23 protein-coding genes are annotated in these 25,485 nt (G+C 64.3%); 5 read left to right on the top strand and 18 right to left on the bottom strand.

Going from position 1 to position 25,485, the window contains the following annotated elements:
• Window positions 1–36 precede the first annotated feature (36 nt).
• Window positions 37–1,050 carry a hypothetical protein gene (locus EN862_RS07865; RefSeq protein ID WP_127863558.1) on the bottom strand — a complete coding sequence of 338 codons (1,014 nt, stop codon included), beginning with the start codon at window positions 1,048–1,050 and terminating at the stop codon, window positions 37–39.
• A gap of 52 nt (window positions 1,051–1,102) precedes the next feature.
• Entirely contained in the window at window positions 1,103–1,441 is a 339-nt protein-coding gene (yajC, locus tag EN862_RS07860) for a preprotein translocase subunit YajC (RefSeq protein WP_041004168.1), read from the bottom strand.
• A 266-nt stretch (window positions 1,442–1,707) separates the two neighbouring features.
• Here yajC and EN862_RS07855 point away from each other — a divergent pair, with 266 nt between their 5' ends.
• Complete coding sequence (locus EN862_RS07855) at window positions 1,708–2,580, top strand: ATP-binding protein (RefSeq protein ID WP_127863557.1); 873 nt, start codon at window positions 1,708–1,710, stop codon at window positions 2,578–2,580.
• Window positions 2,581–2,583: 3 nt separating this feature from the next.
• On the opposite strand, the gene EN862_RS07850 is transcribed toward EN862_RS07855, so the two are convergent.
• On the bottom strand, window positions 2,584–3,405 hold the full coding sequence (locus EN862_RS07850) for an AraC family transcriptional regulator (protein WP_127863556.1): 822 nt from the start codon (window positions 3,403–3,405) through the stop codon (window positions 2,584–2,586).
• Window positions 3,406–3,516: 111 nt separating this feature from the next.
• On the opposite strand from EN862_RS07850, the gene EN862_RS07845 reads away from it, so the two are divergent.
• The gene (locus tag EN862_RS07845) at window positions 3,517–4,407 is read left to right on the top strand and encodes an NAD-dependent epimerase/dehydratase family protein (RefSeq protein ID WP_127863555.1); all 891 of its coding nucleotides are present in this window, start codon (window positions 3,517–3,519) and stop codon (window positions 4,405–4,407) included.
• A 99-nt stretch (window positions 4,408–4,506) separates the two neighbouring features.
• On the opposite strand, the gene EN862_RS07840 is transcribed toward EN862_RS07845, so the two are convergent.
• The 13 genes from EN862_RS07840 to EN862_RS07780 form a co-directional block, all read right to left on the bottom strand.
• Window positions 4,507–6,027, bottom strand: coding sequence for a peptidoglycan DD-metalloendopeptidase family protein (locus EN862_RS07840; RefSeq protein WP_127863554.1), 1,521 nt, complete (start codon window positions 6,025–6,027; stop codon window positions 4,507–4,509).
• Between the two features lie 261 nt (window positions 6,028–6,288).
• Window positions 6,289–6,942, bottom strand: coding sequence for a protein-L-isoaspartate(D-aspartate) O-methyltransferase (locus EN862_RS07835; protein WP_127863553.1), 654 nt, complete (start codon window positions 6,940–6,942; stop codon window positions 6,289–6,291).
• A gap of 13 nt (window positions 6,943–6,955) precedes the next feature.
• Window positions 6,956–7,714, bottom strand: a complete 759-nt coding sequence (gene surE, locus EN862_RS07830) for a 5'/3'-nucleotidase SurE (RefSeq protein ID WP_127863552.1) — start codon at window positions 7,712–7,714, stop codon at window positions 6,956–6,958.
• A 4-nt stretch (window positions 7,715–7,718) separates the two neighbouring features.
• Window positions 7,719–9,023, bottom strand: a complete 1,305-nt coding sequence (gene serS, locus EN862_RS07825; protein ID WP_127863551.1) for a serine--tRNA ligase — start codon at window positions 9,021–9,023, stop codon at window positions 7,719–7,721.
• A gap of 205 nt (window positions 9,024–9,228) precedes the next feature.
• Entirely contained in the window at window positions 9,229–10,095 is an 867-nt protein-coding gene (gene tatC / locus EN862_RS07820) for a twin-arginine translocase subunit TatC (RefSeq protein ID WP_127863550.1), read from the bottom strand.
• Window positions 10,092–10,802 (bottom strand): Sec-independent protein translocase protein TatB, encoded by a 711-nt coding sequence (tatB, locus tag EN862_RS07815; RefSeq protein WP_127863549.1) that lies wholly within the window; start codon window positions 10,800–10,802, stop codon window positions 10,092–10,094. The genes tatC and tatB overlap by 4 nt, the downstream gene beginning before the upstream one ends.
• Before the next feature lie 82 nt (window positions 10,803–10,884).
• Window positions 10,885–11,103, bottom strand: coding sequence for a twin-arginine translocase TatA/TatE family subunit (locus EN862_RS07810; RefSeq protein WP_095815328.1), 219 nt, complete (start codon window positions 11,101–11,103; stop codon window positions 10,885–10,887).
• Window positions 11,104–11,282: 179 nt separating this feature from the next.
• The gene (gene scpB, locus EN862_RS07805) at window positions 11,283–12,038 is read right to left on the bottom strand and encodes an SMC-Scp complex subunit ScpB (RefSeq protein ID WP_127863548.1); all 756 of its coding nucleotides are present in this window, start codon (window positions 12,036–12,038) and stop codon (window positions 11,283–11,285) included.
• Window positions 12,035–12,835, bottom strand: coding sequence for a ScpA family protein (locus EN862_RS07800; protein ID WP_127864020.1), 801 nt, complete (start codon window positions 12,833–12,835; stop codon window positions 12,035–12,037). Before EN862_RS07800 ends, scpB begins: the two co-directional genes overlap by 4 nt.
• A 62-nt stretch (window positions 12,836–12,897) precedes the next feature.
• Window positions 12,898–13,917 carry a beta-N-acetylhexosaminidase gene (nagZ, locus tag EN862_RS07795; RefSeq protein ID WP_127863547.1) on the bottom strand — a complete coding sequence of 340 codons (1,020 nt, stop codon included), beginning with the start codon at window positions 13,915–13,917 and terminating at the stop codon, window positions 12,898–12,900.
• Between the two features lie 132 nt (window positions 13,918–14,049).
• Complete coding sequence (locus tag EN862_RS07790) at window positions 14,050–17,550, bottom strand: SPOR domain-containing protein (RefSeq protein WP_127863546.1); 3,501 nt, start codon at window positions 17,548–17,550, stop codon at window positions 14,050–14,052.
• 103 nt (window positions 17,551–17,653) lie between these two features.
• Window positions 17,654–19,411, bottom strand: a complete 1,758-nt coding sequence (gene argS / locus EN862_RS07785; protein ID WP_127863545.1) for an arginine--tRNA ligase — start codon at window positions 19,409–19,411, stop codon at window positions 17,654–17,656.
• Between the two features lie 61 nt (window positions 19,412–19,472).
• Window positions 19,473–20,702, bottom strand: a complete 1,230-nt coding sequence (locus EN862_RS07780; RefSeq protein ID WP_127863544.1) for a deoxyguanosinetriphosphate triphosphohydrolase — start codon at window positions 20,700–20,702, stop codon at window positions 19,473–19,475.
• A 70-nt stretch (window positions 20,703–20,772) separates the two neighbouring features.
• Here EN862_RS07780 and erpA point away from each other — a divergent pair, with 70 nt between their 5' ends.
• From erpA to EN862_RS07765, 3 genes are all read left to right on the top strand, one after another.
• Window positions 20,773–21,120 (top strand): iron-sulfur cluster insertion protein ErpA, encoded by a 348-nt coding sequence (gene erpA / locus EN862_RS07775; protein ID WP_127863543.1) that lies wholly within the window; start codon window positions 20,773–20,775, stop codon window positions 21,118–21,120.
• Between the two features lie 162 nt (window positions 21,121–21,282).
• Entirely contained in the window at window positions 21,283–22,077 is a 795-nt protein-coding gene (gene xth, locus EN862_RS07770) for an exodeoxyribonuclease III (RefSeq protein WP_127863542.1), read from the top strand.
• Between the two features lie 63 nt (window positions 22,078–22,140).
• Entirely contained in the window at window positions 22,141–22,434 is a 294-nt protein-coding gene (locus EN862_RS07765; protein ID WP_127863541.1) for a hypothetical protein, read from the top strand.
• Window positions 22,435–22,737: 303 nt separating this feature from the next.
• Here the strand turns inward: EN862_RS07765 and EN862_RS07760 are convergent, their stop codons facing one another.
• Together EN862_RS07760 and ilvD are read right to left on the bottom strand one after the other, a co-directional pair.
• Window positions 22,738–23,565: a tetratricopeptide repeat protein gene (locus EN862_RS07760; protein WP_127863540.1), complete on the bottom strand. Its 828-nt coding sequence runs from the start codon at window positions 23,563–23,565 to the stop codon at window positions 22,738–22,740.
• The gene (gene ilvD / locus EN862_RS07755) at window positions 23,552–25,276 is read right to left on the bottom strand and encodes a dihydroxy-acid dehydratase (protein WP_127863539.1); all 1,725 of its coding nucleotides are present in this window, start codon (window positions 25,274–25,276) and stop codon (window positions 23,552–23,554) included. The genes EN862_RS07760 and ilvD overlap by 14 nt, the downstream gene beginning before the upstream one ends.
• Between the last annotated feature and the right edge of the window lie 209 nt (window positions 25,277–25,485).

Here is a 25,485-nt window from a genome sequence, read left to right as displayed (position 1 = left end):
TGTCAGCTATGGTTATCATTCCGACCACGGCCGGCCCTATCGCGCTTCCTCGACGATTGTCAATCTCGCCGGCAGCGCGCCGGTGCGCAACAACACGGCGAATTCCTTGGCGCTCGCGGCCGTGAAATTGCCCGATATCTGCACGGTGCCATGCTCGATCGGTTCCCGGATGATAGGCGCGGAAATCACCTGATCGTCCAGAATCACCGCAAACGGCTTGCCGATATTCCGCGTGGTCGCCCACTTGAAACGTTGCGTACCTTTGGAATCGAGCCGGAATGCGACGACAAACTGTTCTGTCGAACTGTCGTGTGTCGCTTCCGCGTCCAGCACGCTGTCGCCCGAGACAAGCACCCGGTCTTCGACCAGATAGGGAACTGGCGGATCGTCGTGCGTGTAAAGCACCGTTGAACCGGCAGGCACCCGGCCATTGACTGCGTCGTCCACAAGCATCGAAGTATCGACCAGTTGGAAGCTCAGCCGGCCCTGCCGCGCAAGGGTCTGCGCCAGGCCGTGCAGATCCGCAACGCTTGGCGCTTGAACCAGTATGCCGTCATCCGTCAACTGGACCGCGGCATCGGCCACGCCAAGTTCGTTGAGGCGATTTTTGATGACCTCGATCGACTGAGCGAGCGCCGCAGAGGTCCGATATTTTGCGCCGGCATCGGTCATGGTGAACTTCAGCAAGCCAGGCTCGCTGTCGTCGAGCGCAAACTCCTGGACCGGACCTTCCTTGCCGGCAATGGGATCGATAACCGCCTTGAGCGCCACCATGGCGGCCTCAACCTGCGCGGCATCGCTGATGCGCACCTGAACCGTAGGGCCGGATACAACAAGGCCGTTATAGTTGATCCTCGGTTCGGCGTCGCGAAGCAGCGTCCTGATCTGATCCCGCATTGCTTCCAGCCGGCGGCTTCTTACCTGGTCCGTATCCAGGTGAAGCAGAACATGTGCGCCCGGCACCGATGCAAAAACAGCCGGCGCGCCGAAGACCATCGAGACCAGGGCAAGCCCGATCAAAACGATCTTCAGGCGCGAAAGATGGACCATATGTTGCCGTTCGTCGGAGCCCTGCCCGCGGCCATCGCCGCCGGGATTTCGCCTACTTCTTGGCGTTCTGGTTCGCCACCGGCTCGCCCTTGACACGCACGTCCGAGATCGTCGAACGCAGCGCCGTCACCTTGGTTCCGCCGCCAAGGTCGATCTCCAGTTCATTGTCGTCGATCACCTTGGTCACCTTGCCGACGAAGCCGCCGCCGGTCACCACCGTATCGCCGCGGCGCACCGCCGAAAGCATTTCCTGGCGCTTCTTCAGCTGCGCGCGCTGCGGCCGGATGATCAGAAAATACATGATCACGAAAATCAGGACAAACGGCAAAATCGAGATGAACATGTCTGGCGAAGCGCCGACGCCCTGGGCGTATGCCGGTGTAACGAACATCAAGAAACTCCTGGATGGTGAAATTCCGCCGCGGCCGCCCCGCGAAAATTTGGCCGGAATATAGTCGGTAAACTTGCCAATGCAACTGCGCTGCGAGCCCAATCCGTTGCTTTTCCAGCCGGTTGCGGCGTGCTAGAGCGTCGCAGCGGAAGCGGCTTCGAGGCCACCGAAAGATCATGCTCCAACAAAAGCTTGGGCGTGGTTCTTGCAGCGATGTCATGGAAGCTGCTCCCACGCGCTGAAAGACCTCAACAAAAAGACCCAAAATGACCGACAGCCTGGACGCCTTGAACAAAAAGCTCGACCGCCTGATCGAGGCGGTTTCCCGCCTTGCCCCGCCGCCGGTGCCGGAGACCGATCTCGGCGTGGCGGACTGCTTCGTCTGGCAGGCGGATCCCGGTTTTCTGGAGCCCGTGCGCAAGGTCAACCGCGTCGACATCGGCCTGATCCGCGGTGTCGACCGCGTGCGCGACATCCTGCTCGACAACACCGAGCGCTTCGCGTCCGGCTATGCGGCCAACAATGTGCTGTTGTGGGGCGCGCGCGGCATGGGCAAGTCGTCCCTGGTCAAGGCCGTGCATGCCACCGTGAACGCTTCGGATAAGCTCGACAAGCCGCTGAAGCTGATCGAGATTCACCGCGAGGACATCGACACGCTGCCCAAGCTGATGGGTCTGCTGAAGGCGGCTCCCTATCGCTTCATCCTGTTTTGCGACGACCTCTCCTTCGACCATGACGACACCTCCTACAAGTCGCTGAAGGCGGCGCTCGAAGGCGGTGTCGAGGGCCGGCCGGCCAACGTCATCTTCTACGCCACGTCCAACCGGCGTCACCTGCTGCCGCGCGACATGATCGACAATGAGCGCTCGACCGCCATCAACCCTTCGGAAGCGGTCGAGGAAAAGGTCTCGCTCTCCGACCGTTTCGGCCTTTGGCTCGGCTTCCACAAATGCTCGCAGGACGAATATCTCGACATGATCGACGGCTATGTCCGCTATCACGACCTGGTCATCGAACCCGAGCAATTGCGAGCCGAAGCGCTGGAATGGGCGACGACGCGCGGCAGCCGTTCCGGCCGCGTCGCTTGGCAGTTCACGCAGGACCTCGCCGGCCGGCTCGGCAAGCCGCTGAAGGATTGAATGTCACTTGGGCGGCTGCGCCCGTCGCAAGTCGCGCGGCGTCTGGCCGATCTCGCGGCGCATCCAATACGCCAGATGTGACTGGTGCGCGAATCCGGTCAACGCCGCGACCTCGCTCGTGCTGAGATCGCCGCGTCGCAGCAGGACACATGCTCTTTCCACGCGACGGCGCAACACATAGCGATGCAAGGTGACGCCCATCGCCGCCTTGAACCATGTGCGCAAATGCGAGCTGCTCGCACCGGCAACCCGGCTCAGGCGATCGATCGAAAGCGGCTCATGGAGAGCGGCCTCGATGTGCTCCAGCACACGCTTGAGCTGAGCGTCCGAAAGCCGGTTCACGCGAATTATGTCTGGGCCATCGAGGCCAAGCAGCCTCACCGCAAGCGCAGCGCCAATGCTGTCGGCAAACAAAGAGCCACTTGGTGCGCCTGCCGCGAGATCGCTCTGCAGCGCTCGAGCGAGATGCTCGATGCGCTGGTCACGAAGCAGATGGCGGGTGTCGAGCCGCGATGTCCGCGCCTTGCCGCCAAGTTCCGCGGCGACCCTTTCCATCAAGGCCGGCGGCAAGACGATCTCCATCGTCTCGAACGGCGTTTCGGCCTCGAAGCCGCCTTCCTCGCCTGCCGGCACCAGGTCGATGTCGCCGGCACGCCTGACGAAATATCGCCCGACCTGATTGCAGTAGGAGCGCGTCGCCGCGCTTGCGTGCACCATGATGCGATGGTGCGGCGCCCGGGGCAGCCGATGCACGCCTGCCTCGACATGCCGGGAAACCATCGTGACTTCGGACGTCGATCGGGCCGGGGCGAACTGCGGAGGCATGCTCTCTCGATTCATGGCGAAACCTGTTCAAGATTTGGCAATTCCCGCGCGATTTTCAACGCCGCAACCCTGTACTCCCGCCTCTCCTTCAAACATGGAAGAGAGGTTGCCATGAGTTCGTATGTTGTTGTTGGCGCAGGCCCGGTTGGGCGCGAGACGGCTCGCCTTCTTGGCGAAGAGGGCCACGATGTCATCCTGACCAGCCGAAGCGTCGGTTCGAACGCGTTGCGCAATGTGCGCTCGATACAGGCCGACGCCACGGACGCCTCGGCGCTGTCGCGTGTCTGCCGAGGCGCCGATGCTGTGTTCATGTGTGCCATGGCCACATATCATCGCTGGCCAACCGACTTTTTCCCCATAATCGACGGCACCGTACGCGCCGCGGAAGCAGTCGGCGCCAAGCTCATCGTGCTCGGAAACCTCTATGGTTACGGCAAGAATGGCGACGACCCGCTTCGCTCCGACATGCCGCTGGACCCGAATTCGAAGAAGGGAACCGCCAGGACGATCATGTGGCAGCGCGCGGCCCGCGCCAGCGTGCCGGCGATCGAGATACGCTCCAGCGATTATCTCGGGCACGGCGCGATCAGCTACTTCTCGTTGATCGCCCTGCCTTCCATCATCGAGGACAAGCCTGTCGCCTTCATCGGCGACCTCGACGCCACTCATGCCTGGACCTTCACCAAGGACGTCGCCAGGACGCTCGTCGAGGCCTCCCGCTACTCGGGCGAATGGGGACGGGCGTTTCACGTTCCCTCGCAACACGCCTCGCCCAACGAGCTCATCCGCAAAACCGCGGCGATGCTCGGTCGGGAGGCTTCCGAGACCCGTTCCTATTCCGTCTCCGAGATGGAAGCGCTGGGCATGCAGGAGCTCATCGAGATGAGGTATCTCTTCGAGAGTCCCCTGCTGGTCGATTCCTCCGACGCCGAGACGCTTCTGGGCGTGAAGGCCAGCAGCCTCGAGGACATGATCGCCGACACGCTCCGGGATCATCTTTAAGCCCTGCATCCCGCGCAACTGAAAAAGCCCGCTCCTCGCGGAGCGGGCTGAAGACGGCGGGCCGGACTGGAGGTCAGGCGGCGCGCAATTGTTCTTGTTCTATTCGAGATAGCCGGACGGATCGACCGGCGCCGAGTTCTTGCGCACTTCGAAGTGCAGCTTGGGCGAGTCGGTGGTGCCGCTCATGCCGGACAGCGCGATCTCCTGGCCGCGCTTGACCTTCTGGCCGCGCTGCACCTCGATCGAGCTTGCATGGCCGTAGACGGTGACCAGGCCGTTCTCGTGTCGCACCAGCACGGTGTTGCCGAACTCCTTGAGGCCGTCGCCGGCATAGATGACGACGCCGTTCTCGGCCGCCTTGATCGGCGTTCCTTCCGGCACGGCGATGTCGACGCCGTCCTTGCCGGAGCCGAAGCTGGAGATCACGCGGCCGCGCACCGGCCAGCGCATCTTGCCGATGCCGGTCGCATCGGGCGCCTCCGCATTGTCGTCCTCGGCCTGCTGGATGACCTTGGCATCCTTCTTCGGCGGCGTGTAGGAGGCGAGCGTCTCGGTGGTCTTGGTCGCAGGCGGCGTTGTTGCCGTCGTCACCGGATCGACCGTGGGCTTGGCGGCCGCCGGCTTGGCAGCCGCCACGACGGTGCCGCCGGCCGGAACCTTGAGCGTCTGGCCGATCTTGAGCAGCCCGGCCTGCATGCCGTTGGCCTGCTTCAGCGCCACGACGCTGACGCCGGTCTTCCTGGCGATCGACGACAGCGAGTCGCCCTGCTGGACGGTATAGGTGCCTCCGGCGCCGGCAGGCTTCGCCTCGGCGACCTGCGGCGCGGGCTTGGGATTCTTGGAACCCGTGGCCGCTGCAGACGTGTCGACTTGGGCGGCCGACTTGCCGTCCTTGACCTTCGGTTGCTGCGGCAGCACCGCGACCTTTTCAGGAGCAGGCTGCTTTGGCGTGTTCGTCGGCTTGCCTTCGGCGACCTTCGGCTCCGCCTTGCTCGAATAGGCATAGGCGGGGATGACGATCTTCTGGCCGGACCGGATGCCCTTCTTCGGATCGATCCCGTTGACCTTGGCGATGGCATCGGCCGGTACATGGTAGTGCGCCGCCAGGCCCGAAAGCGTCTCGCCGTCCCGGACGACGATCTCGGTCGCATGCGGCGCAGCACTTGCGTTGCGGACCGCATCAGGCTCGGCCGTCTTGAAGGGCTTTGCGGCCGCCGCGACGGTGCCGGTGGCCGTCCTGTCGAGATGCGGCGCGGGAGCAAGCGCCGGAGCCGGCGCGAGAGCGGGAGCCGAAACGCTACGCATCGGCTTTGCCGTAGCCGGCGCCGAGGGCGGCGGCAATTGCTGGGTCGTGACCGGCTCGAGGCTGGAGCGGCTCACCGACTGGGTGTGCGTGCCATCGACCGGCGCAGGCGCGACCGTGTCGCCCGGATAGGGCTGGTCGACATTCTGCTTGTTGATGATGGCGCGCTGATTGTTGGTGGATGACGTGAAGACGTCATCGACACCGTTGAAGCGCATCGACTGGGAACTGCACCCGGCCGCCGCGCCGGCAATCATCAGGACAGCGCAACCGCGCGCCAGATTGCGTCTGTTTGCTTTCAAGTGATTGAATTGCATCGCACTAACCCGCACAGACCCGGTACAAACTGGCCCTAATTAAAGCGCGTTAATGTTACTGCCGGGTTAACCCCTTAGAATCCGACGAAAATTTTCTTAAAACATTTCGGGCCGCATGGGACGGGCCGAGATTCAGGTCAGCCCGAGTCGAGAATGGTGGTGTCCGAGAACCGGAGCGCAGCGTACTATCAGTACGTGAGCACCGGAAGCGCGGGAGACCGCCTTTCGCAGGCTGGGCGCACCCGAATATCGGCTCGTTCCCTAGATCACCGCGGCGACGCTGCGTAGGATCGGCTGCAGCCTGACCATGCCGATGTCCTCGCGCTCGAAGCGGCTGCCGACCTTGGTGAGCTTGGCCAGGACCTGCTCGCCCTCTTCCGGGCCGATCGGCGCGATGACGACGCCACCGCTCGACAATTGGTCGAGCAGGAAGCGCGGCAGACTGTCGAAGGCCGCCCAGGCGACGATGCGGTCGAACGGCCCCTCATTGGGCAGGCCGTTGGAGCCATCGGCCTGGCGGACGATGATGTTGCTGATGGCAAGCGCCTCGAAGCGCTGCTTTGCCTGCTCGGTGAGCGTCTTGTAGCGGTCGATGGTGATGACCCGCGCCGCGAGCCGCGACATGACCGCGGCCGTATAGCCCGAGCCGGTGCCGATCTCGAGCACGCGGTTCCCCGGCTCGATGTGAAGCGCCGCGATCACGGCCGCCTGCAGATCGGCGCCCTCGATCGCCTCGCCGCATTCGATCGGCAGCATGCCGTCCGACCAGGCGATCGAATGGAACTGGGCCGACAGGAAGCCACGCCGCGGCGTCGCCTCGAACGCGGCGACCAGCGCCTTGGGCGCCGTGCCCCTGCCTCGCAGCCTGAGCAGGAAAGCGGCAAACCCTTCGCGGTCGTCGATAGCCGTGTTCATGCCAAAACCTTATTTATGACAACGCCTTGGTCAGTTGATCGCGGAGTTCATGGGCGGTGAGGTCAAGCTGCAGCGGTGTCACCGACACCAGCCGGTTGCGCAGCGCATGAAGGTCTGTGCCCTTCTTGCCTTCAACCGGCTCGCGGCCGAAGCGCAGCCAGTAATAAGGCAGGCCGCGTCCGTCGCGCCGCTCGTCGACCCAGAGGCTGTGCACCAGCTTGCCCTGCGAGGTGACGACGGTACCTTCCACCTCGTCCGGCGCGCAGTTCGGGAAATTGACGTTGAGCAGCACGCCCTCCGGCAGCGGCGTTTCCACCAGCCGCTTGAGCAGACCCGGCGCCAGCGCCTCGGTCGTCTCATAAGGAACCACGCGATCCTCGCCGACATAGGAATAGGCCTGGCTCACCGCGATCGAGCGCACGCCGAGCAGCGCGCCTTCCATGGCGCCAGCCACGGTGCCGGAATAGGTCACGTCGTCGGCGATGTTGGCGCCGGAATTGACGCCGGACAGGATGAGGTCCGGCGGCCCGGGCAGGATTTTCTTCGTGCTCATGATGACGCAGTCGGTCGGCGTGCCGCGCACGGCATAATGCTTCTCGTCGATCTTGCGCAGCCGGAGCGGCTCCGAAATCGACAGCGAGTGCGCGTAGCCGGACTGGTCCTGCTCCGGCGCGACCACCCAGACGTCGTCCGACAGCGTACGGGCGATGCGTTCGAGCGACGCCAGCCCGTCGGCGTGGATGCCGTCGTCGTTGGTCAGGAGAATGCGCATCAAGTCATTTCGCTTCGATCTTGGCGAGACCACCCATGTAAGGCCGCAGCACTTCAGGAATCGTTACGCTGCCATCCTCATTCTGGTAGTTTTCGATGACAGCTATGAGGGCGCGGCCGACCGCCGTGCCCGAGCCGTTCAGCGTGTGGACGAAGCGGTTGCCCTTGCCGTCCTTGTCCTTGTAGCGGGCATCCATGCGCCTGGCCTGGAAATCGCCGCAGACCGAGCAGGACGAGATTTCGCGATAGGCGTTCTGCCCCGGCAGCCAGACCTCGATGTCGTAGGTCTTGCGCGCGCCGAAACCCATGTCGCCGGTGCAGAGTGTCATCGTGCGGAACGGCAGGCCGAGCCGCTTCAACACTTCCTCGGCGCATTGCGTCATGCGCTCATGCTCCGCGATCGAGCTTTCCTGGTCGGTGATCGAGACCAGCTCGACCTTGTAGAACTGATGCTGGCGCAGCATGCCGCGCGTGTCGCGCCCGGCCGAGCCCGCTTCCGAGCGGAAGCACGGCGTCAGCGCCGTGTAGCGCAGCGGCAGTTTTTCATGCGCTGTGATCTCCTCGCGCACGAGGTTGGTGAGCGGCACTTCGGCCGTCGGGATCAGGCCAAGCCGGCCATCGCCATGCCGCGTGAAGAACAGGTCTTCCTCGAATTTCGGCAGCTGGTTGGTGCCGAAAAGCACCTCGTCGCGCACCATCAGCGGTGGAATGACCTCCTCATAACCATGCTCGGTGGTGTGCAGGTCGAGCATGAACTGGCCGAGCGCGCGCTCCATGCGCGCCAGCTGGCTTTTCAGCACGGTGAAGCGCGCGCCGGACAATTTCGCCGCCCGCTCGAAATCCATCATGCCGAGTGCTTCGCCAATCTCGAAATGCTCCTTCACCCAGTTCGGGCGGGTCGGCACCTCGCCGACGATGCGCTTGACGACATTGTCGTGCTCGTCCTTGCCGACCGGCACGTCCTCCAGCGGCACGTTGGGCAGCACCGCAAGCGCGTCGTTCAGCGCCTTGTCGAGCTCTCGCTCGCGCGCTTCGCCATTCTGGATGAACGCCTTGATGTCGCTGACTTCACCCTTGAGCTTTTCGGCAAGTGCTGAATCGCCCGAGCGCATGGCGTTGCCGATCTCTTTCGAGGCGGCATTACGGCGCTCCTGCTTGACCTGCAATTCGCTGAGATGCGAACGCCGCGCCTCGTCCTTGGCGACCAGATCCTCGACCGTGGACTGCGCCTCGTCAGCCGACCACGAGCGCTTCACCAGCGCCTCGACAAGGGCCTTCGGGTTGTCGCGAATCCATTTGATGTCAAGCATGCTCGATCCTCAAAGCAATGCATGTCGCCCAGAAGTGTGTCGCGGTTCTGGGACAACGACATGCATCAAAACTAAGACTTAAAGCGCGTCGCTTGAATCCGTTTCAGCGCGACGCGCTTTAAGGATCGAGGGCGTAAACCGCATCCGCCATCGATGCAAGACGGCGGATAAGCGCGCCGCCTCGATTTCCCTGCCTTGCCGCCGGTTAGGTGGACGGCGCGTCCGGTGTCTTGTCGCCAGCGACCGAGCTGTTCGTCTCCGCCTGCTCCCGCGCCAGGCGGTCGCGCGCCTGGCTGCGCTCGATCATGCGCGAGGACCAGATGGCGACCTCGTAGAGAATGATCGTCGGAATGGCGAGGCCGCACTGGCTCATCGGATCGGGCGGCGTCAGCACCGCCGCGACCACGAAGGAAAGCACGATCGCCCATTTGCGCTTCTCGGCCAGCGCCTGCGACGACAGCAGGCCCACACGCGTCAAGAGGCTGGTCACCACCGGCAGCTGGAACACCAGGCCGAAGGAGAAGATCAGCGTCATGATCAGGCTGAGATATTCCGACACCTTCGGCAGCAGCGAAATCTGCACCTGGTCGTTGGTGCCGGCTTGCTGCATGGCGAGGAAGAACCACATCACCATCGGGGTGAAGAAGAAATAGACCAACGAGGCGCCCATCAGGAACAGGATGGGCGACGCGATCAGGAACGGCAGGAAGGCGTTGCGCTCGTTCTTGTAAAGGCCTGGCGCGATGAACTTGTAGATCTGCGTGGCGATCAGCGGGAAGGCGATCACCATGCCGCCGAACATGGCGAGCTTCACCTGGGTGAAGAAGAACTCCTGCGGCGCGGTATAGATCAGCTCGACCTTGTGCGGATCGAGGCCTGCCCATTGCGTCGCCCATTTGAACGGGATCACCAGAAGGTTGAACAGGCGCTTGGCGAAGAAGAAGCAGACAAGGAAGGCGACGAAAAAGCCGCCCAGCGACCAGATCAGGCGACGGCGCAGCTCGATGAGATGCTCGATCAGCGGCGCCGACGATTTCTCGATTTCTTCCCGCTCCTTGTCCGATACGCTCACTTGGCGGCTCCCGCCGTCTTCTTGCTGTCAGCTGTCTTCCTGGCGGTCGGCTTCTTGGCCGCGGCAGGCTTTGCCTCAGCCTTGGGCGCGGGCACGGCGGCTTTGGCCGGCACTGGCGTGGCCTTGGCCGGCGCCTTGGCGGCCTTCGGTGCCGTTGCCGTTTTCGCCGCTGCGCCGGTCGTCTTGGCCCTTGTGGTCGCCGCTTTCTTCGCCGGCTTGACCGCCAGCGGGGCCTCCGAAACCGATGCCGTGACAGAGGCGTCGGTCATGGCAGGGAAGATCGGGGCGGCCGGAGCAGGCTCGGTTACGCCGACGCCGGGCATGTCCGTCGCGCCGTTCTTGAGCGGCTCGGCCGCCTGCGGCGTCTCTGCCGCCGGCGCCGTCGGATCGGCGGCCGGCTTTGGCTTCATCATCGTGTCGACGCCGGCCCGCACATCGGCCGCTGCCTGCTCGAACGGATTGAGCTGCTTGCGCACCTCGTTCATCGGATTGAGGCTGCGCAGACTGTCGATCGAACTCTTGACGTCGTCGAGTTCGGCTTCCTTCAGCGCTTCGTTGAACTGCTTCTGGAAGTCGCCGGCCATGGCGCGCAGTTTCGCCGCGGTGCGGCCGAAGGTGCGCAGCATGTTGGGCAAATCCTTGGGCCCGACGACCACGATCATGACGACCGCGATCACCAGCAGTTCGCTCCAACCGACTTCGAACATGGCAATCTATTCCGACGAGTGCATGCCGCCCGCACATGCGAAGCGGTTTTGGGACAACGGCATGCTCAAACCAACAATCGGATCAGCTCTTGCTGACCTTTTCCTTGCCCGGCGAAACAGTCTCGTCGGCGCGGTGCTCGACGGTCCGCTTGTCGTCAACGTCGTCGTCAGCCATGCCCTTCTTGAAGCTCTTGATGCCCTTGGCCATGTCGCCCATCAGCTCGGGGATCTTGCCGCGGCCGAACACCAGAAGCACGATGACCAGCACGATCATCCAGTGCCAAATCGAAAACGAACCCATAACGATCTCTCTCGAATGTTTTCCCTCGGCGATGATCTATGCGTTTTCGCTCGGGGATTCAAACACAACCGCAATGAAGTTGATAAAATGGCTAGCGGATGTCACGCACTTTCGGCGTGAGCGCCTTGCTACGAATCCGCGCAGGCCTTGCTAATAGACCATTCGTGCCGGTTCCGCGGTCACTCTTCCGTGACGCGCGGCGTCAGCAGCCCGAGCTCCTCGAGATCGATATCGGTCAATTCATCCTCGTCCTCGGTCAGCGCGTCGGGATCGGCCGGCGGCACCGGCATCGAGAAATTGGCCGGCATGCGCGTCGAGAGCAGGCCAGCGCCCTTCAGCTCTTCCATGCCGGGCAGATCGCGGATCTCCTCCAGCGCGAAATGGTCCAGGAAGGCATCGGTGGTGCCATAGGTCACCGGCCGCCCAGGTGTGCGGCGGCGGCCGCGCATTCTGACCCATTCCGTTTCGAGCAGCGTGTCGAGCGTGCCCTTGGAGGTCTCCACGCCCCGGATGTCCTCGATCTCGGCGCGCGTGACCGGCTGGTGATAGGCAATGATCGCCAGCACTTCGAGCGCCGCGCGCGAGAGCTTCCGTTGCTGGACGGAGTCCCGGCTCATCAGGAAAGCCAGATCGCCGGCGGTGCGGAAGGCCCAGGCATCGCCGACCCGCACCAGATTGACGCCGCGCTTGGCATAGATCTGCTGCAGATCGGCCATCGCGGCGGCGATGTTGACGCCTTCAGGCAGACGCGCGGCAAGCTGCTTTTCGCTGACCGGCTCGGCGCTGGCGAAAACGATCGCCTCGGCCATGCGCACGGCTTCCGACAATTGCAGCCGCTCGGCGGGATTCTCGATCGAACCCTGCTCGGCCATTTCGTCTTCCGGCTCATCCTCGACCCTGAACGGGATGACCGAAGCGTTGGCGCGTTCGCTCATGATACCACCTCGACTGCCCTTGCACCTTGCGCGCGGCTGCGCAAATAGATCGGCGCGAACACCTGGTCCTGCCGCACTTCCAATTTGCCCTCGCGCACCATTTCGAGCGTCGCGGCGAAGGAGCTTGCCATGGCCGTGCGCTTCTCTTCCGGCGCCGCCAGATATTCGATCAGGAAGCTGTCGAGCGCCGTCCAGTCGCCGATCGAGCCGACCAGCCGCGCCAGCACCTCGCGCGCATCCTTCAGCGACCACACGGCGCGCCGGGCGATCGTCACATTGTTGATCGCCTGCCGCTGCCGCTGTTGCGCGTAAGCGGTGAGCAGATCGTAGAGCGAGGCCGAAAAGCGGTTGCGCTTCTCGACGATCACCATTTCCGGCATGCCGCGCGCGAAGACGTCGCGACCGAGGCGGTTGCGGTTGACCAGCCGCGCCGCGGCGTCGCGCATGGCTTCCAGCCGCTTCAGCCGGAATTGCAGCACCGCCGCCAGTTCCTCGCCGCTTTCGCCCTCCTCGCCCGGCTGTTTCGGAATCAAGAGCTTCGACTTCAGGAAGGCGAGCCATGCCGCCATCACCAGATAATCGGCGGCCAGCTCGAGCCTCAGCGCCCGCACCTTTTCGATGAAGGCCAGGTACTGCTCGGCCAAAGCCAGGATCGAAATGCGCGCCAGATCGACCTTCTGGTTGCGGGCAAGATGCAAGAGAAGATCGAGCGGGCCTTCGAAGCCTGCCACGTCGACGACCAGCGACGGGTCGCCGGTCAGGCGTGAATCGTCGTTCTCGGCCCACAGACGGTCCATCGGTGCGGCCTTCGCGGCCTTGCCTTCCAATGTCTCCGCCACTCGCCTTTCGTCCCTTCGGTTCAGGCCACCGCTTCGAAATAGGTGGCAAATTCCGCGCGTATCGCCGTTTCGTCGGCGACGTCGCGATCCTTTATATAGGTCAGCGCCCGCTCCGCGCGCTGCAAGGATTTGCCCGACAGCGCCGTCGTGCGCGACGCGATCCCCGACATTTCCTCGAAAACGCCGTTGCAGTGAAGGACGAGATCGCAGCCGGCCGCAAGGATCGAGGCCGCCTTTGTCGGGAAATCCCCAGAAAGTGCCTTCATCGACGTGTCGTCGCTCATCAGCAGCCCGTCGAAGCCGATCTCGCCGCGGATCACCTGATCGACGACCTTGGCGGACGTCGTCGCCGGATTGTCCGGGTCGACGGCGCTGTAGACGACATGCGCCGTCATCGCCATCGGCAGCTGGTTAAGCGCCTTGAACGGGGCGAAATCATGCCGGCGCAACGCATCGAGCGGCGTATCGACGGTCGGCAGCGCGAAATGCGTGTCGGCAAAGGCGCGGCCGTGGCCGGGAATATGCTTCATCACCGGAAGCACGCCACCGGCCATCAACCCCTCGGCCGAGGCCCGGCCAAGCTCGATCACGGCATTGGGCTCCTTGCCATAGGCGCGCGCGCCGATGACGTCGCTGGCGCCTTCCACCGGCACGTCGAGCACCGGAAGGCAGTCGGCGGTGATGCCCAGGCGGGAAAGATCGAAGGCATGCAGCCGCGCCAGCAGCCAGGCCGCGCGGCGGCCGGCCTCGCGATCATCGCGCCACAACGCGCCAAGCGCACCCCCGGCCGGATAATTCGGCGCCAGCGGCGGCCGCAGGCGCTGCACCCTGCCGCCTTCCTGGTCGATGAAGACAGGGGCATCCGGGCGCCCGACGCAGTCGCGCATCGCGGCGACGAGGTCGCGGATCTGCCCGGCCTCGCCGATGTTGCGCGCAAACAGGATGAAACCCCAGGGACGTTCGTCCCGATAGAAGCGGAGCTCGTCTTCGGTGAGGGATTTCCCGGCGCAGCCGAGGATCATGGATTTTGATTCGCTCATGCATGGAAGCTTAAGACTTTGAGCGAGCAAAGGGAATCACCCCTGCCCTCCGACCGGTCAAAGCCCACAACCGTCCACAACGAAAAGCCGGCGCGGCCTTTCGGCGGCGCCGGCTTTGGAAGCTGAAATCTATCAGCGCGACACGAAGCAGTTGCCGCCGGCGGCCTTGTAGCTCGTGCAAAGATTGATCGCATCGTTGCGCGACTGCGCCGGGACACGGACGCGGTAGAAGGTGCCCTTGCCCGCGACCTCGGCCTTGACGATGTTGGCGGTACGGCCGGAGAGCACGCTGCCATAGCGGCGCTGCAGATCCTGATACGTCGACTGGGCGCTTTCGACCGTCGGCTGCGAGGCGATCTGCATCGACCATGAGCCGCCGCGGGCTGCCGCCGCCGGATCGATGGAAGCGACCTGGTCCGGCTTGACCTCGCCGACGATATCGACCGGCTGGTCGGACGGGCGCGCCGGCGCCACCGGCACCACCGCCGGGGTGTTGGCCGACTGCGCCTTGGCTTCAGCCTTCTTCGTGGGCTTCGCAGGCTTGACGGTCGCCGCATCGGCCTGGCTCGTATCGGCTTGGCCCGCATTGGCCTGGCCCGTATTGGCCTGGTCCGTGTCGGAAGCAACGGTTCCCGTCTGCTGACCGTCGGAGGCCGGCGCGACATGCTGCGGTGCCGGATCGCTCGGCTCGGCCGCCGCGACCTTCGGCGCGGCCGGAGCCGGATCCTCGCGCGGCACCAGCGAGCCGTCAGGCTTGACCATCATGGTCTTCACCTTGCGCGGCGCGACGGCGACGACATCGTTGTTGTTGGCGGTGTTGGCCTCATCCTGCTGCAGCACCTGGGCGATGCGGTCTTCGGACTTCGGCGCCGGTGCCGCCGGCTGCGTGCTTGCCGGCGCGGCCGGCTGGACACTTTCGGGTGCAGCCGCCTGCTCGACGCCGGGCAATGCCGTGTTCGAACCGCCAGCGGCGTCAGTGCCGGCCGCGGCGTCGTTATCGTTGGGCGAAAGATCGACCACGCGGCTCGGCGGCGGTTCCTTCGAGGCCAGGTCCACGGGCTGCTCGGTGGTGTTCACCAGCTTCTGCTGTACCGGCTCGGCGGGCTTGGCCGCGCCGCCGCCCTTGGCGACCGCGTCATAAACCTTGTTGTCCTGGTTCGGCACCACCGCGCCACCTGGATTTTCGGGCTTCACCTTGATCGGCGAATTGTCGGCCTTGACGATCACCGGAGCCTCGCTGCCGCCCTTGCCGCCGAAGGAGAAGGCCAGCGCGCCGAGGCCGCCGAGAACCACCACGGCGCCGACCAGGGCCGCGATCATCATGCCGCGACGGCGCGGCTGCGCCGCTTCGCGTTCGCCAAGCCCGGGGATCGCCATCGACTCTTCGAGCTCAGGATCATAGTCGAGCTCATCGGCGGCGAACTCGTCCTGCTGCTGTACCGGCCGGCTGCCGGGCAGATCGTCGGCGTCGTAATCATTGGCGGCCGCGAAGGAAGCCGGAGCGGCCGGAGCCGCCTGAGCCTCGGCCCGCAGGTCGCGACGGTCATAGCCGTTGAAGCCGGCGCCGTAGGTTTCGTCGTCATAGCCGCGGTTCTGCACGGGCGCCGATGCGATCTCCGTCGCGTTCATGTCGGTGAGCAGGCTCGCGAATTCCGCGTCCAGATCGTCATAAGCGGCGGCGGCCGGCTGATCCTCCTCGAAGCTGAGCTCCGGAATGTCGAGGTCGTCCGCGAGCGCGACCACGCGCTCCGGAACATCGACGGTCTCGACGTCCGGCACCTCGTCATGCTGGCTGGGCTGCGGCGTGGCCATCGGGGCCTGCGCCGGCTTGGCATAGGCGGAATAATCCGGTGCCGGCTCGTTGCGATAAGCAGGCGCGGTCATCTGCAGCGGCACTGAAGGCGCTGCCATCTGCACCGGCGCCGCGGGGGCCGGCTGTGCCGCAAACGAGGCTTGCACAGGCGGAGCGGCGGTCGGGGTCGAACGGCTCCACGACCTTGTCTGCTCGACCGGCGTCGGATGTATCCAATCGGACGAATTTGCCGGAGACTTCGCCCTGGCGGCCGCCTGCTCGGTCTCGATACTCTTGGCGAAAGCAGCGCCGAACGCGTCGTCGTCGAATTCAATGCCCTGTTCGGCCGCAGAAGACTCGGTCCCGGAGGGTTCGGCCCTGGCCGAGGGCGCAAAATCCTGGCGGTCGAGCTCGCTGGCGAGCAGGTCGTCCAGATCGCTCTCGACCGGCTGAGCATCCTGCCTGTCCTGCGCCGGCTGGTGCTCGTCGAGATCCCAGTCGAGATCGTCGGCGGTCGCGTGCCCACCGGCGTGGCTCTCTGGTTCGGCAACCAGTCGTGGCGCGGGAGCAGGCTCCTTGATCGTGGGCATCGGCCGCGCGGTCATGGCGCCGAGCAGCGCGTTGAGCTCGTCCTCCAGGCTGCGCTCGCTGGCGGCCGGCTTTGCCGGTTCCACTGCCGCAACCGGAGCAGCGGCGACTGGTGGGACCGGAGCGGCAACGACCGGGGCCGGCGCGGCCGGCTGCAATACGGCGGCGGGCTCGACGGCCGGAGCTTGCGGCTCTTCGTTCAGCGCGTCGCGGAAGCTCAGCTCGAAATCGTCATCGAGGGTCAGCGCGGCGGAAGGTCCGGGCGCGACGGGTTCCGGCTCAGCGGCAAAGTGGGCGGCCTCCGCCTCTTCCACCGGCGCAGGCTCGTCGCCGAGCGACAGCTCCGGCTCCTGAAGGCCCTGATCCTGGCCGAGATTGATGTCATCGCTCAGCGCCTGGTCGAAATGACCGGCGAAATCATCCTCGGAAATCAGCGGAGCGGCTGCATGAGCTTCGACCGGCTCGACGGCCTGCGCATGCTGCTCGGGCTCATGGCTTTCAAACGACAGCTCGTCTTCGAGCGATATCTGGACCGCGCTATCGAAATCGGCGTCGAACGCCTCCTCGCTCGCGGCCTGCATGGCTTCGACGGCATCCTGACGGGCGTCCGCCGGCTCGTGATGGTCGAGCCGGAAATCCTGGTCCAGCGAAGCCGCCATTTCATGATCGATCGGAAGCTCATCTTCGACCGGCGAGATATCGAGCGAACTGGCGACGGCCTTGTCGAAATCATCGTCGAAAGCGACTTCCGGCTCGGGAGCTGCCTGCGGCTCCGGCGCGAAACGCTCAGATGCGAAATGCGCCTCTGGCGCGGCTTCCGGCTCAGCGGCGACCTGCGGTTCTGGAACGAACTGCGGCTCCGGCGCGGGCGCCACGGCGAAGTCGGCGTGATCAGCCGCGTCGTCAAAAACGAAATCCTGCTCGAAGGACGCCGTCAGCTCGTCGTCATTCGCGGCGGTGCTGGCGGCCTCGAAGGCCGGCTCACGGCTGATCTGATGGATGGCAGCCTGCTGAGCGACCGGCGCGCTTTCCTCGACGGAATCGAACTCGCCCATCAACTCCTTCTCGAGGTCGATATCGAAGTCGTCCGCCGCAGGAGCCTGGTTAGCCGGCATGGTTTTCTCGGCCGCGGGGGCCGGCTGCCTGACCGGCTGGCGCGGATCGAAACCCATGATCCGGGTCAGCTCCGCGAACGGATCATCGTCGGCGATATTGTTGTGGTCGGCTGCTTTCAGCGGGGTTCTGTCTGCCATTATTGTTCCCGAACTCGCACACAGTCGGACGCCATGGACGTCGCGCAGGGTTGGCCCTTACCAGCGCAATGTGGGCAAAAGGTGACAGGTTTTTTAGTTAAACCTAACGCATTTCGGTAGGCGCGTCAGCCCCGATCAGCGTCAGGCCGGAGGTCAAGACATCCGAAACAGCCTGCACCAGCCCTAGTCTGGCATAAGTTGATTCTCGGTCGTTAACCTTAACAAAACGTAAGTCCTGGTTGTCGTGGCCGCGATTCCACTGTGCATGGAAGCCTGAAGCCAGGTCATAGAGGTAGAATGCAAGCCGGTGCGGCTCGAGCGAAAGCGCCGCGGATTCGATCAGCCGCGGATATTCAGCCAGCTTCCGGATCAGCGCGATTTCGCCCTCGTCGGTCAGCGCCGCCACCGAGGCCGTGAGCCGGTTGCGGTCGAAATTCGCCTCGCCAAGCTGTTCGCTCGCCTGCCGGAAAACCGAATGGCAGCGCGCCGAAGCGTACTGGACATAGAACACCGGATTGTCCTTCGACTGCTCCGTCACCTTGGCAAAGTCGAAATCGAGCGGCGCGTCGCTTTTCCGGTAGAGCATCATGAAGCGGACCGCATCGCGGCCAACCTCTTCGATGACGTCACGCAAAGTGACGAAATTTCCTGCCCGTTTGCCCATTCGGACCGGCTCCCCGTCCCGAAACAGCTTGACCAGATTGCAAAGCAGAACCGTCAGCTTGACCTTGTCATCGGCAACCGCGCGCGCCAGCGCCTCCAGCCGCTTCACATATCCGCCATGGTCTGCGCCGAGCACATAGATCAGGTCGACGAAGCCGCGCTCGACCTTGTCCTTGAGATAGGCGACGTCGGCGGCAAAATAGGTGAACGAGCCGTCCGACTTGACCAGCGCCCGGTCCATGTCGTCGCCGACCGCGGTTGAGCGGAACAAAGTCTGCTCGCGGTCTTCCCAGTCGTCCGGCTTCTCACCCTTCGGCGGCGGCAGCGTGCCCTTGTAGATATGCCCTTTGAGCGTCAGGTCGGCGATCGCAGCCCGGATCTTCCTGGCGTTGTCGGCATGCAGCGTGCGCTCTGAGAAGAACACGTCATGGTGCACATTAAGCAGCGCCAGATCCTCGCGGATCATCGCCATCATCGCATCGATCGCGCGATCCTTGACGATCGCCAATGCTTCGTCGTCCGGCATCTGCAGCAGGCTGCGGCCGAATTCCTTGGCCAATGCCTGGCCGACGGGAACTAGGTAGTCACCTGGATAATAGCCAGGCGGGATCTCGCCGATGTCGTCGCCGAGGGCCTCCCGATAGCGCAACAGCACAGACCGGCCGAGAACGTCGATCTGGCCGCCCGCGTCGTTGATGACATATTCCTTGGTCACGTCGTAGCCAGCGAAGGCCATAAGGTTGGCGAGCGCATCACCGACGACGGCGCCGCGGCAATGGCCGACATGGAGCGGGCCGGTCGGGTTGGCCGAGACATATTCGACATTGGCCTTGCGGCCGCCGCCGATCTTCGAGCGGCCATAGTTGCGCCCTTCGCCGAGCAGCGCCGCCAGATGCGTATGCCAGAAGCTGTCCTTCAGCCTGAGGTTGACGAAGCCTGGTCCGGCAACGTCGGCCGAGGCGATGTCTGCATCGGCCCTCAGCACCTCGACGAGCTTTTCCGCCAAAGCGCGCGGGTTCTGTCCGGCGGGCTTGGCCAGCACCATCGCCGCGTTGGTGGCGAGATCGCCGTGGCTGGCGTCGCGCGGCGGTTCGACCGTGATGCGTGACAGGTCGAGGGCGGCCCCATCCTTGTCCTTCAGGTCAAGGGTTTCGACGGCTTTTACGATCCGCGCGTTGAAATCGGCGAAGATATTCATTGGAAGTGCTCTGGGCTTTAAGAGGCGACCGGCTCAATGGCCGGCAAAATCGAGGCTCGCCCTAGCTCAAATCCGGCGTATGGTCAAACAGACGCCGATGTTCCTTCAGCGCATAGGTGTCGGTCATGCCTGCCAGGAAGTCGGCAACGCTGCGCGCCTTGATGCGATCCTCGGCCCGATCGAGCCCCTCGCGCCAGCCGTCGGGCATGGCGCGCGGATCGGCGAAATAGACGTCGAACAGCTCGCGCACGATGCGCTCGGCTTCGGAGCGCACGCGCATCACCTCGGCGTGCCGGTAAAGATGCTTGTAGAGAAAGGCCTTCAGTTCCTTCTCGGCCGCCGCCATGCCTGGCGAAAATGTCACCAGGGTCTCGCCCGCCATCCGCACCGCATCGGCGCTGTCCGGCTTCAGGCGTTCGATATTGGCGGTGGTCGATGCGATGACATCCTCGACCATCAAGGTGATCTGCCGGCGCATCAACTCGTGGCCGGTGCGGACATCGTCAAGCTGGGGGTATTTGGCGCGCACGCCCTTCAGGATCGAGCCCGGCAGCCCGACGCCTCCCAGCATGTCCAGCGTCAGCAGACCGGCGCGCAGGCCATCGTCTATGTCGTGGGTGTTGTAAGCGATATCATCGGCGATCGCGGCGCACTGCGCCTCGATGCCGGCGAAACGGTCGAGCTCGAGATCATGCAGTTCGGAATAGTCGCGGATCGCCTGCGGTACCGGACCTTTGAGCCCCTTCCCGCTCGCGTCGGTCAATGGACCGTTGTGCTTGACCAGCCCTTCCAGCGTCTCCCAGGTGAGGTTCAGCCCGTCGAATTCGGCATAGCGCCGCTCAAGCCGCGTGACCACGCGCAGCGACTGCGCATTGTGATCGAAGCCGCCCCAGGCGGCCATCTTCTCGTTGAGCGCGTCCTCGCCTGTATGCCCGAACGGCGTGTGGCCGAAATCATGCACCAGCGCCACGGCCTCGGCGAGATCCTCGTCGCCGCGCAAGGCCCGCGCCAGGGCACGCGCGATCTGCGCAACCTCGATCGAATGCGTCAGCCGCGTGCGGTAATGGTCGCCCTCATGCGCGACGAAGACCTGGGTCTTGTGCTTCAGCCGGCGGAAAGCGGTGGAATGGATGATGCGGTCGCGATCGCGCTGAAAGGGCGTGCGCGTCGGGCTTTCGGCCTCCGGGAACAGGCGCCCGCGCGAACGCGCCGGGTCGCTCGCATAGACGGCGCGCGGCCGGTAGCCGAACCCGATGTCGCCGAGAGCATCCTTGCCCCGCTGCTCTTCCATTGACCCGCCAGTTGACTTGGCCCCGCCTGCTTCATACCTATCATGTGAAACCGAAAGCAAGGTGACGCCGATGGGCGCGGATGCCAAGACTGCCATGAAGGTCGAAATGACCGACGCCGCGGCAAAGCGGATCGCCAGGATCGTGGCCGGCGAACCCGGCAAGACGGCTCTGCGCGTCTCCGTGGAAGGCGGCGGCTGCTCCGGCTTTTCCTACAAATTCGACCTCGTTGCAGGTGCGAACGAAGACGATGTCGCCATCGAGAAGGACGGCGCGACCGTCCTGATCGACGACCTGTCGCTGGTCTATATGGGCGGCTCGGTGATTGACTTCGTCGACGATCTGATGGGCCAGTCCTTCCAGATCAGGAACCCGAACGCGGTCGCCTCCTGCGGCTGCGGCACCAGCTTCTCCATCTGATCGACCGAAAACCTGCAAGCCCATGACCGGTGTGAACCGGGTGGCGCGTGGCTGTCCCCGGCTATTGGCAGGAATGCGAATGGACGGCCTTTCGAAAGGTCCGTACAGGCAATACGATCCGCTTCGTCGAACGCCTTCCGTCCGAACAGCATCGAGGCCTGCATGAAGATCGTCACCTGGAACATCAACGGCGTTCGCGCCCGCATCGGCAACCTCACCCACTGGCTGACCGAAAGCGCGCCGGACATCGTCTGCCTGCAGGAGATCAAGACGGTCGACGACCAGTTCCCACGCGCCGAGATCGAGGCGCTGGGCTACAATGTCGAGACCAACGGCCAGAAGAGCTTCAACGGCGTCGCCATCCTGTCGAAGCTTCCCTTCGACGAGGTCAACCGCGGCCTGCCAGGCGATGACGAGGACGACCACGCCCGCTTCATCGAAGGCGTCTTTTCGACCGACCAGGGCGCCCTGCGCGTCGTCTCGCTCTATCTGCCGAACGGCAATCCGATCGACGATGAGCGGAAGTTCTCCTACAAGCTCGCCTGGATGGCGCGGCTGGAGCGCTGGGCGGAAGAGCGGCTGCGCCTGGAAGAGGCGCTGGTGCTGGCCGGCGACTACAACGTCATTCCCGAACCCGCCGATGCCCGCTTCCCGGAAAACTGGCTGGGCGATGCGCTGTTCCAGCCGCAGACGAGGCAAGCCTTCCGCCGGCTGAAGAATCTCGGCTTCACCGAGGCGGTGCGGTCGGTGACGGACTCGGCCGGTGTCTACACTTTCTGGGATTATCAGGCCGGCGCCTGGCAGAAGAACAACGGCATCCGCATCGACCACCTCTTGCTGTCGCCGGAAGCCGCTAACCGCTTCTCGTCGGCCTCGGTGGAAAAGCACGTCCGCGCCTGGGAGAAGCCCTCCGATCACGTGCCGGTCGCGATCGAGCTCAGGCTGCAGCCGGCCTGAGCCGTTTCTGGACCAGATATCGCCACAAATCCGGTTTTTGATGCGGATTGCTGTGGGGGTTGAATGGCGATCCGTTATCTTATCTGGCCGGTCGGCCTTGCTTTGGCGCTTGCCGCGCCGACGCTATCGCTGGCGGCGCCGACCTGCCTTGCCAACGGCAAGTCTTTCAATGTCGGCGAGACCGCGTGCCTGACGCTGGCCGGCGAGAGCCACCTCGCCCGCTGCGACATGGTTCTCAACAACACGTCCTGGACCAGGATCAAGGACGAATGTCCGGGAGAGGCGCCAAAACCGCACCCGACGTCGATCTCGACGCCGACGCCTGGTCCCGCCCCGACGGAGCCGACCGAGAACTGAGGCGCTGCCGATCAGCCCAATACAGAGTACGGTATGCACAGGTAACTGATCGGGCCGAGGCTTGATTGCCATGTGGTGCCCCCAATCCGTCGCTGCTTCGCAGCGCCACCTTTCTCCCCTCCGGAGGGAAAGGAAGGGAGCGTTGCTGGACGAGCGTTGATGGCAAAAAGTTTGGCGCCTTCCTCTACCCCGTCGATCGGGGGAGAGGTGGCTCGGCGAAGCCGAGACGGAGTGGGGGTCGATCAGCGCCGCATAAGACGATGCATGCGCCCGCCGCCATGCACGCTATCGCCAAACCTGCGCTTACTGGTCGCCGTTGTTGCCCTTGGTCAGGATGTCGTCGGCAAGCGAGATCGCGGTACGGCGATCGGCCTCGCCGGCCGCGGCGAACGCCTCTTCCTGCATGTTGCGGATCCAGGGCTGGTCGGCCGCCGGAGCCCGCTCGAGTGCTGCCGTCATCATCGCCAGGCCGCGCACGATCTTGCCGCTCTGGAACAGGAGGTTGCCGAGCGTCGCCTGCGCGCCGGCATGGCCCTTCTCGGCTGCCAGTTGCAGCCAGCGGCCGGCCTGCTTGACGCTGGCCTTCACGCCGCCCTCGCCCTTCAGGAACATGCGGCCGATCTCGAACTGGGCGTTCGGATTGCGATAGTTGGCGGCGGCGCGCATGTAATATTCCTGCGCCGCCACGTCGTTCTCCTCGACCGGCGTGCCCGGAATGCCCTTGCGCAGATAGTCGCCCAGCGCCACCAGCGCGTCCGACACATAGCTTTCTTCCGGCGAGCCGGGCTCGACATCCTGGTCGACGATTTCCGAGAAGAACTTGAAGGCCGCATAGTCGTCGCGCGTCACGCCGTCGCCCTCGGCATACATGCGCGCAAGCTTCCAAGTGGCGCCGATCTGACCGTTCTCGGCGGCATATTTATAAGCTTCGACCGCCTGGTCCTTGTGGCCGCTCTTGTAAGCGGAGAAGCCGAACTGGAACACCGCCCAAGGGCTCGACTGCGGCTTCACGCCGGTCTTGTCGTCGAACACCTTGTCGTCGAAGGCCATGGCCTGCCCGACGGCGCCCAAGGTCGCCAAAGCGACCAGTGCCGAAAAGACAGACGACCTCAACACCTCAGATGTCCGCATAGCAGTGCGTTTCTTTGGCCGCGCCCGGATGGGTCACCGCACCGTCGCGGGCCGACCCTACGGTCTGCGCATATTTCCAGATCGCGCCGGACTGATAGTCGGTCTTGCGCGCCTTCCAATTCTTTGCCCGGGCCGCCAGCTCGGCGTCCGACAGGGCCACTTCGATCGTTCCGTTCACGGCATCGATCGAGATCACGTCGCCATCCTTGATCAGCCCGATAGGTCCGCCGACCGCCGCCTCCGGTCCGACATGGCCGATGCAGAAGCCGCGCGTGGCGCCCGAGAACCGTCCGTCGGTGATCAGCGCCACCTTGCCGCCCATGCCCTGGCCGTAGAGCGCCGCCGTCGTCGACAGCATCTCGCGCATGCCCGGACCCCCGCGCGGCCCCTCGTAGCGGATGACGAGAACCTCGCCCTCCCGGTAGTTGCGCTGCGTGACCGCTTCGAAGCACTCCTCTTCCGAATCGAAGCAACGCGCCGGCCCTGAGAATTTCAGTTCCGACATGCCGGCGACCTTCACGATCGCGCCTTCGGGGGCAAGGTTGCCCTTCAAGCCCACAACGCCGCCTGTCTTGGTGATCGGCAGATTGGCGGGACGCACAACATCCTGGCTCTCATTCCAGGAAACGTGCTCCATATTTTCGGCCAAAGTGCGGCCAGTGACCGTCATGCAGTCGCCGTGCAGATAGCCATGGTCGAGCAGCGTTTTCATCAGGAGCGGAATGCCGCCGGCCTCGAACATGTCCTTGGCGACATATTTGCCGCCGGGCTTGAGGTCGGCGATATAGGGCGTCTTCTCAAAGATCGCCGCCACGTCGAAGAGGTCGAACTTGATGCCGGCCTCATGCGCGATCGCCGGCAGATGCAGCGCCGCATTGGTTGAGCCGCCAGTGGCGGACACCACGGTCGCCGCGTTTTCCAGCGCCTTCAACGTAACGATGTCGCGCGGCCGGATGTTTTTGGCGATCAGCTCCATGACCTTTTCGCCCGAGGCGAAATTGAAACGGTCGCGCATCTCGTAGGGCGCCGGCGCGCCGCAAGAATAGGGCAGCGCCAGGCCGATCGCCTCGGCGACGGTGGCCATCGTGTTGGCGGTGAACTGGGCGCCGCAGGAGCCGGCCGAAGGACAGGCCGCCTGCTCGATCTCGAGCAGTTCGGCGTCGCTGATCGTGCCGACCGAATGCTGGCCGACGGCCTCGAACACGTCCTGCACGGTGATCTGCCGGCCGCGATAGCTGCCGGGCAGGATCGAGCCGCCATAGATGAAGATCGACGGCACGTTGAGGCGCACCATCGCCATCATCATGCCGGGTAGCGACTTGTCGCAGCCGGCAAGCCCGACCAGGGCATCATAGCAATGACCGCGCATGGTGAGCTCGACCGAATCGGCGATCACCTCGCGCGACACCAGCGACGACTTCATGCCCTGGTGGCCCATGGCGATGCCGTCGGTGACGGTGATGGTGCAGAACTCGCGCGGCGTGCCGTTGGCGGCAGCAACGCCCTTCTTGACCACCTGCGCCTGGCGCATCAGCGAGATGTTGCAGGGCGCCGCCTCGTTCCAGCAGCTGGCGACGCCGACAAGTGGCTGCGCGATCTCGGCCGCCGACAGGCCCATGGCATAGAGGTAGGAACGATGCGGTGCGCGCGCCGGACCTTCGGTCACGTAGCGGCTGGGCAGCTTGGCCTTGGAGATTACCCTGGCGTCCATACTCGTCCTTGCCGCACACCCCGCGGCCGGTCCCATCGCCGGGCCAACCTGGCACGCATCCCGAGACCTATCCGGGTTGCTCCGGGTTTATGGCGGGAAATGGGCAGTTCCCTCTGCCGGACTTGTAGCGCGGGGGTTGTTCATAAACTGTTGCCAAAACGTCACAATCGTATAAGGCGCCGGCTGTGACGCGAATATGCAACATCGGG

Source organism: Mesorhizobium sp. M2E.F.Ca.ET.219.01.1.1 (genome assembly GCF_004016445.2).
GTDB lineage: Bacteria > Pseudomonadota > Alphaproteobacteria > Rhizobiales > Rhizobiaceae > Mesorhizobium.
This window is presented reverse-complemented; position numbering and strand designations above follow the sequence as displayed.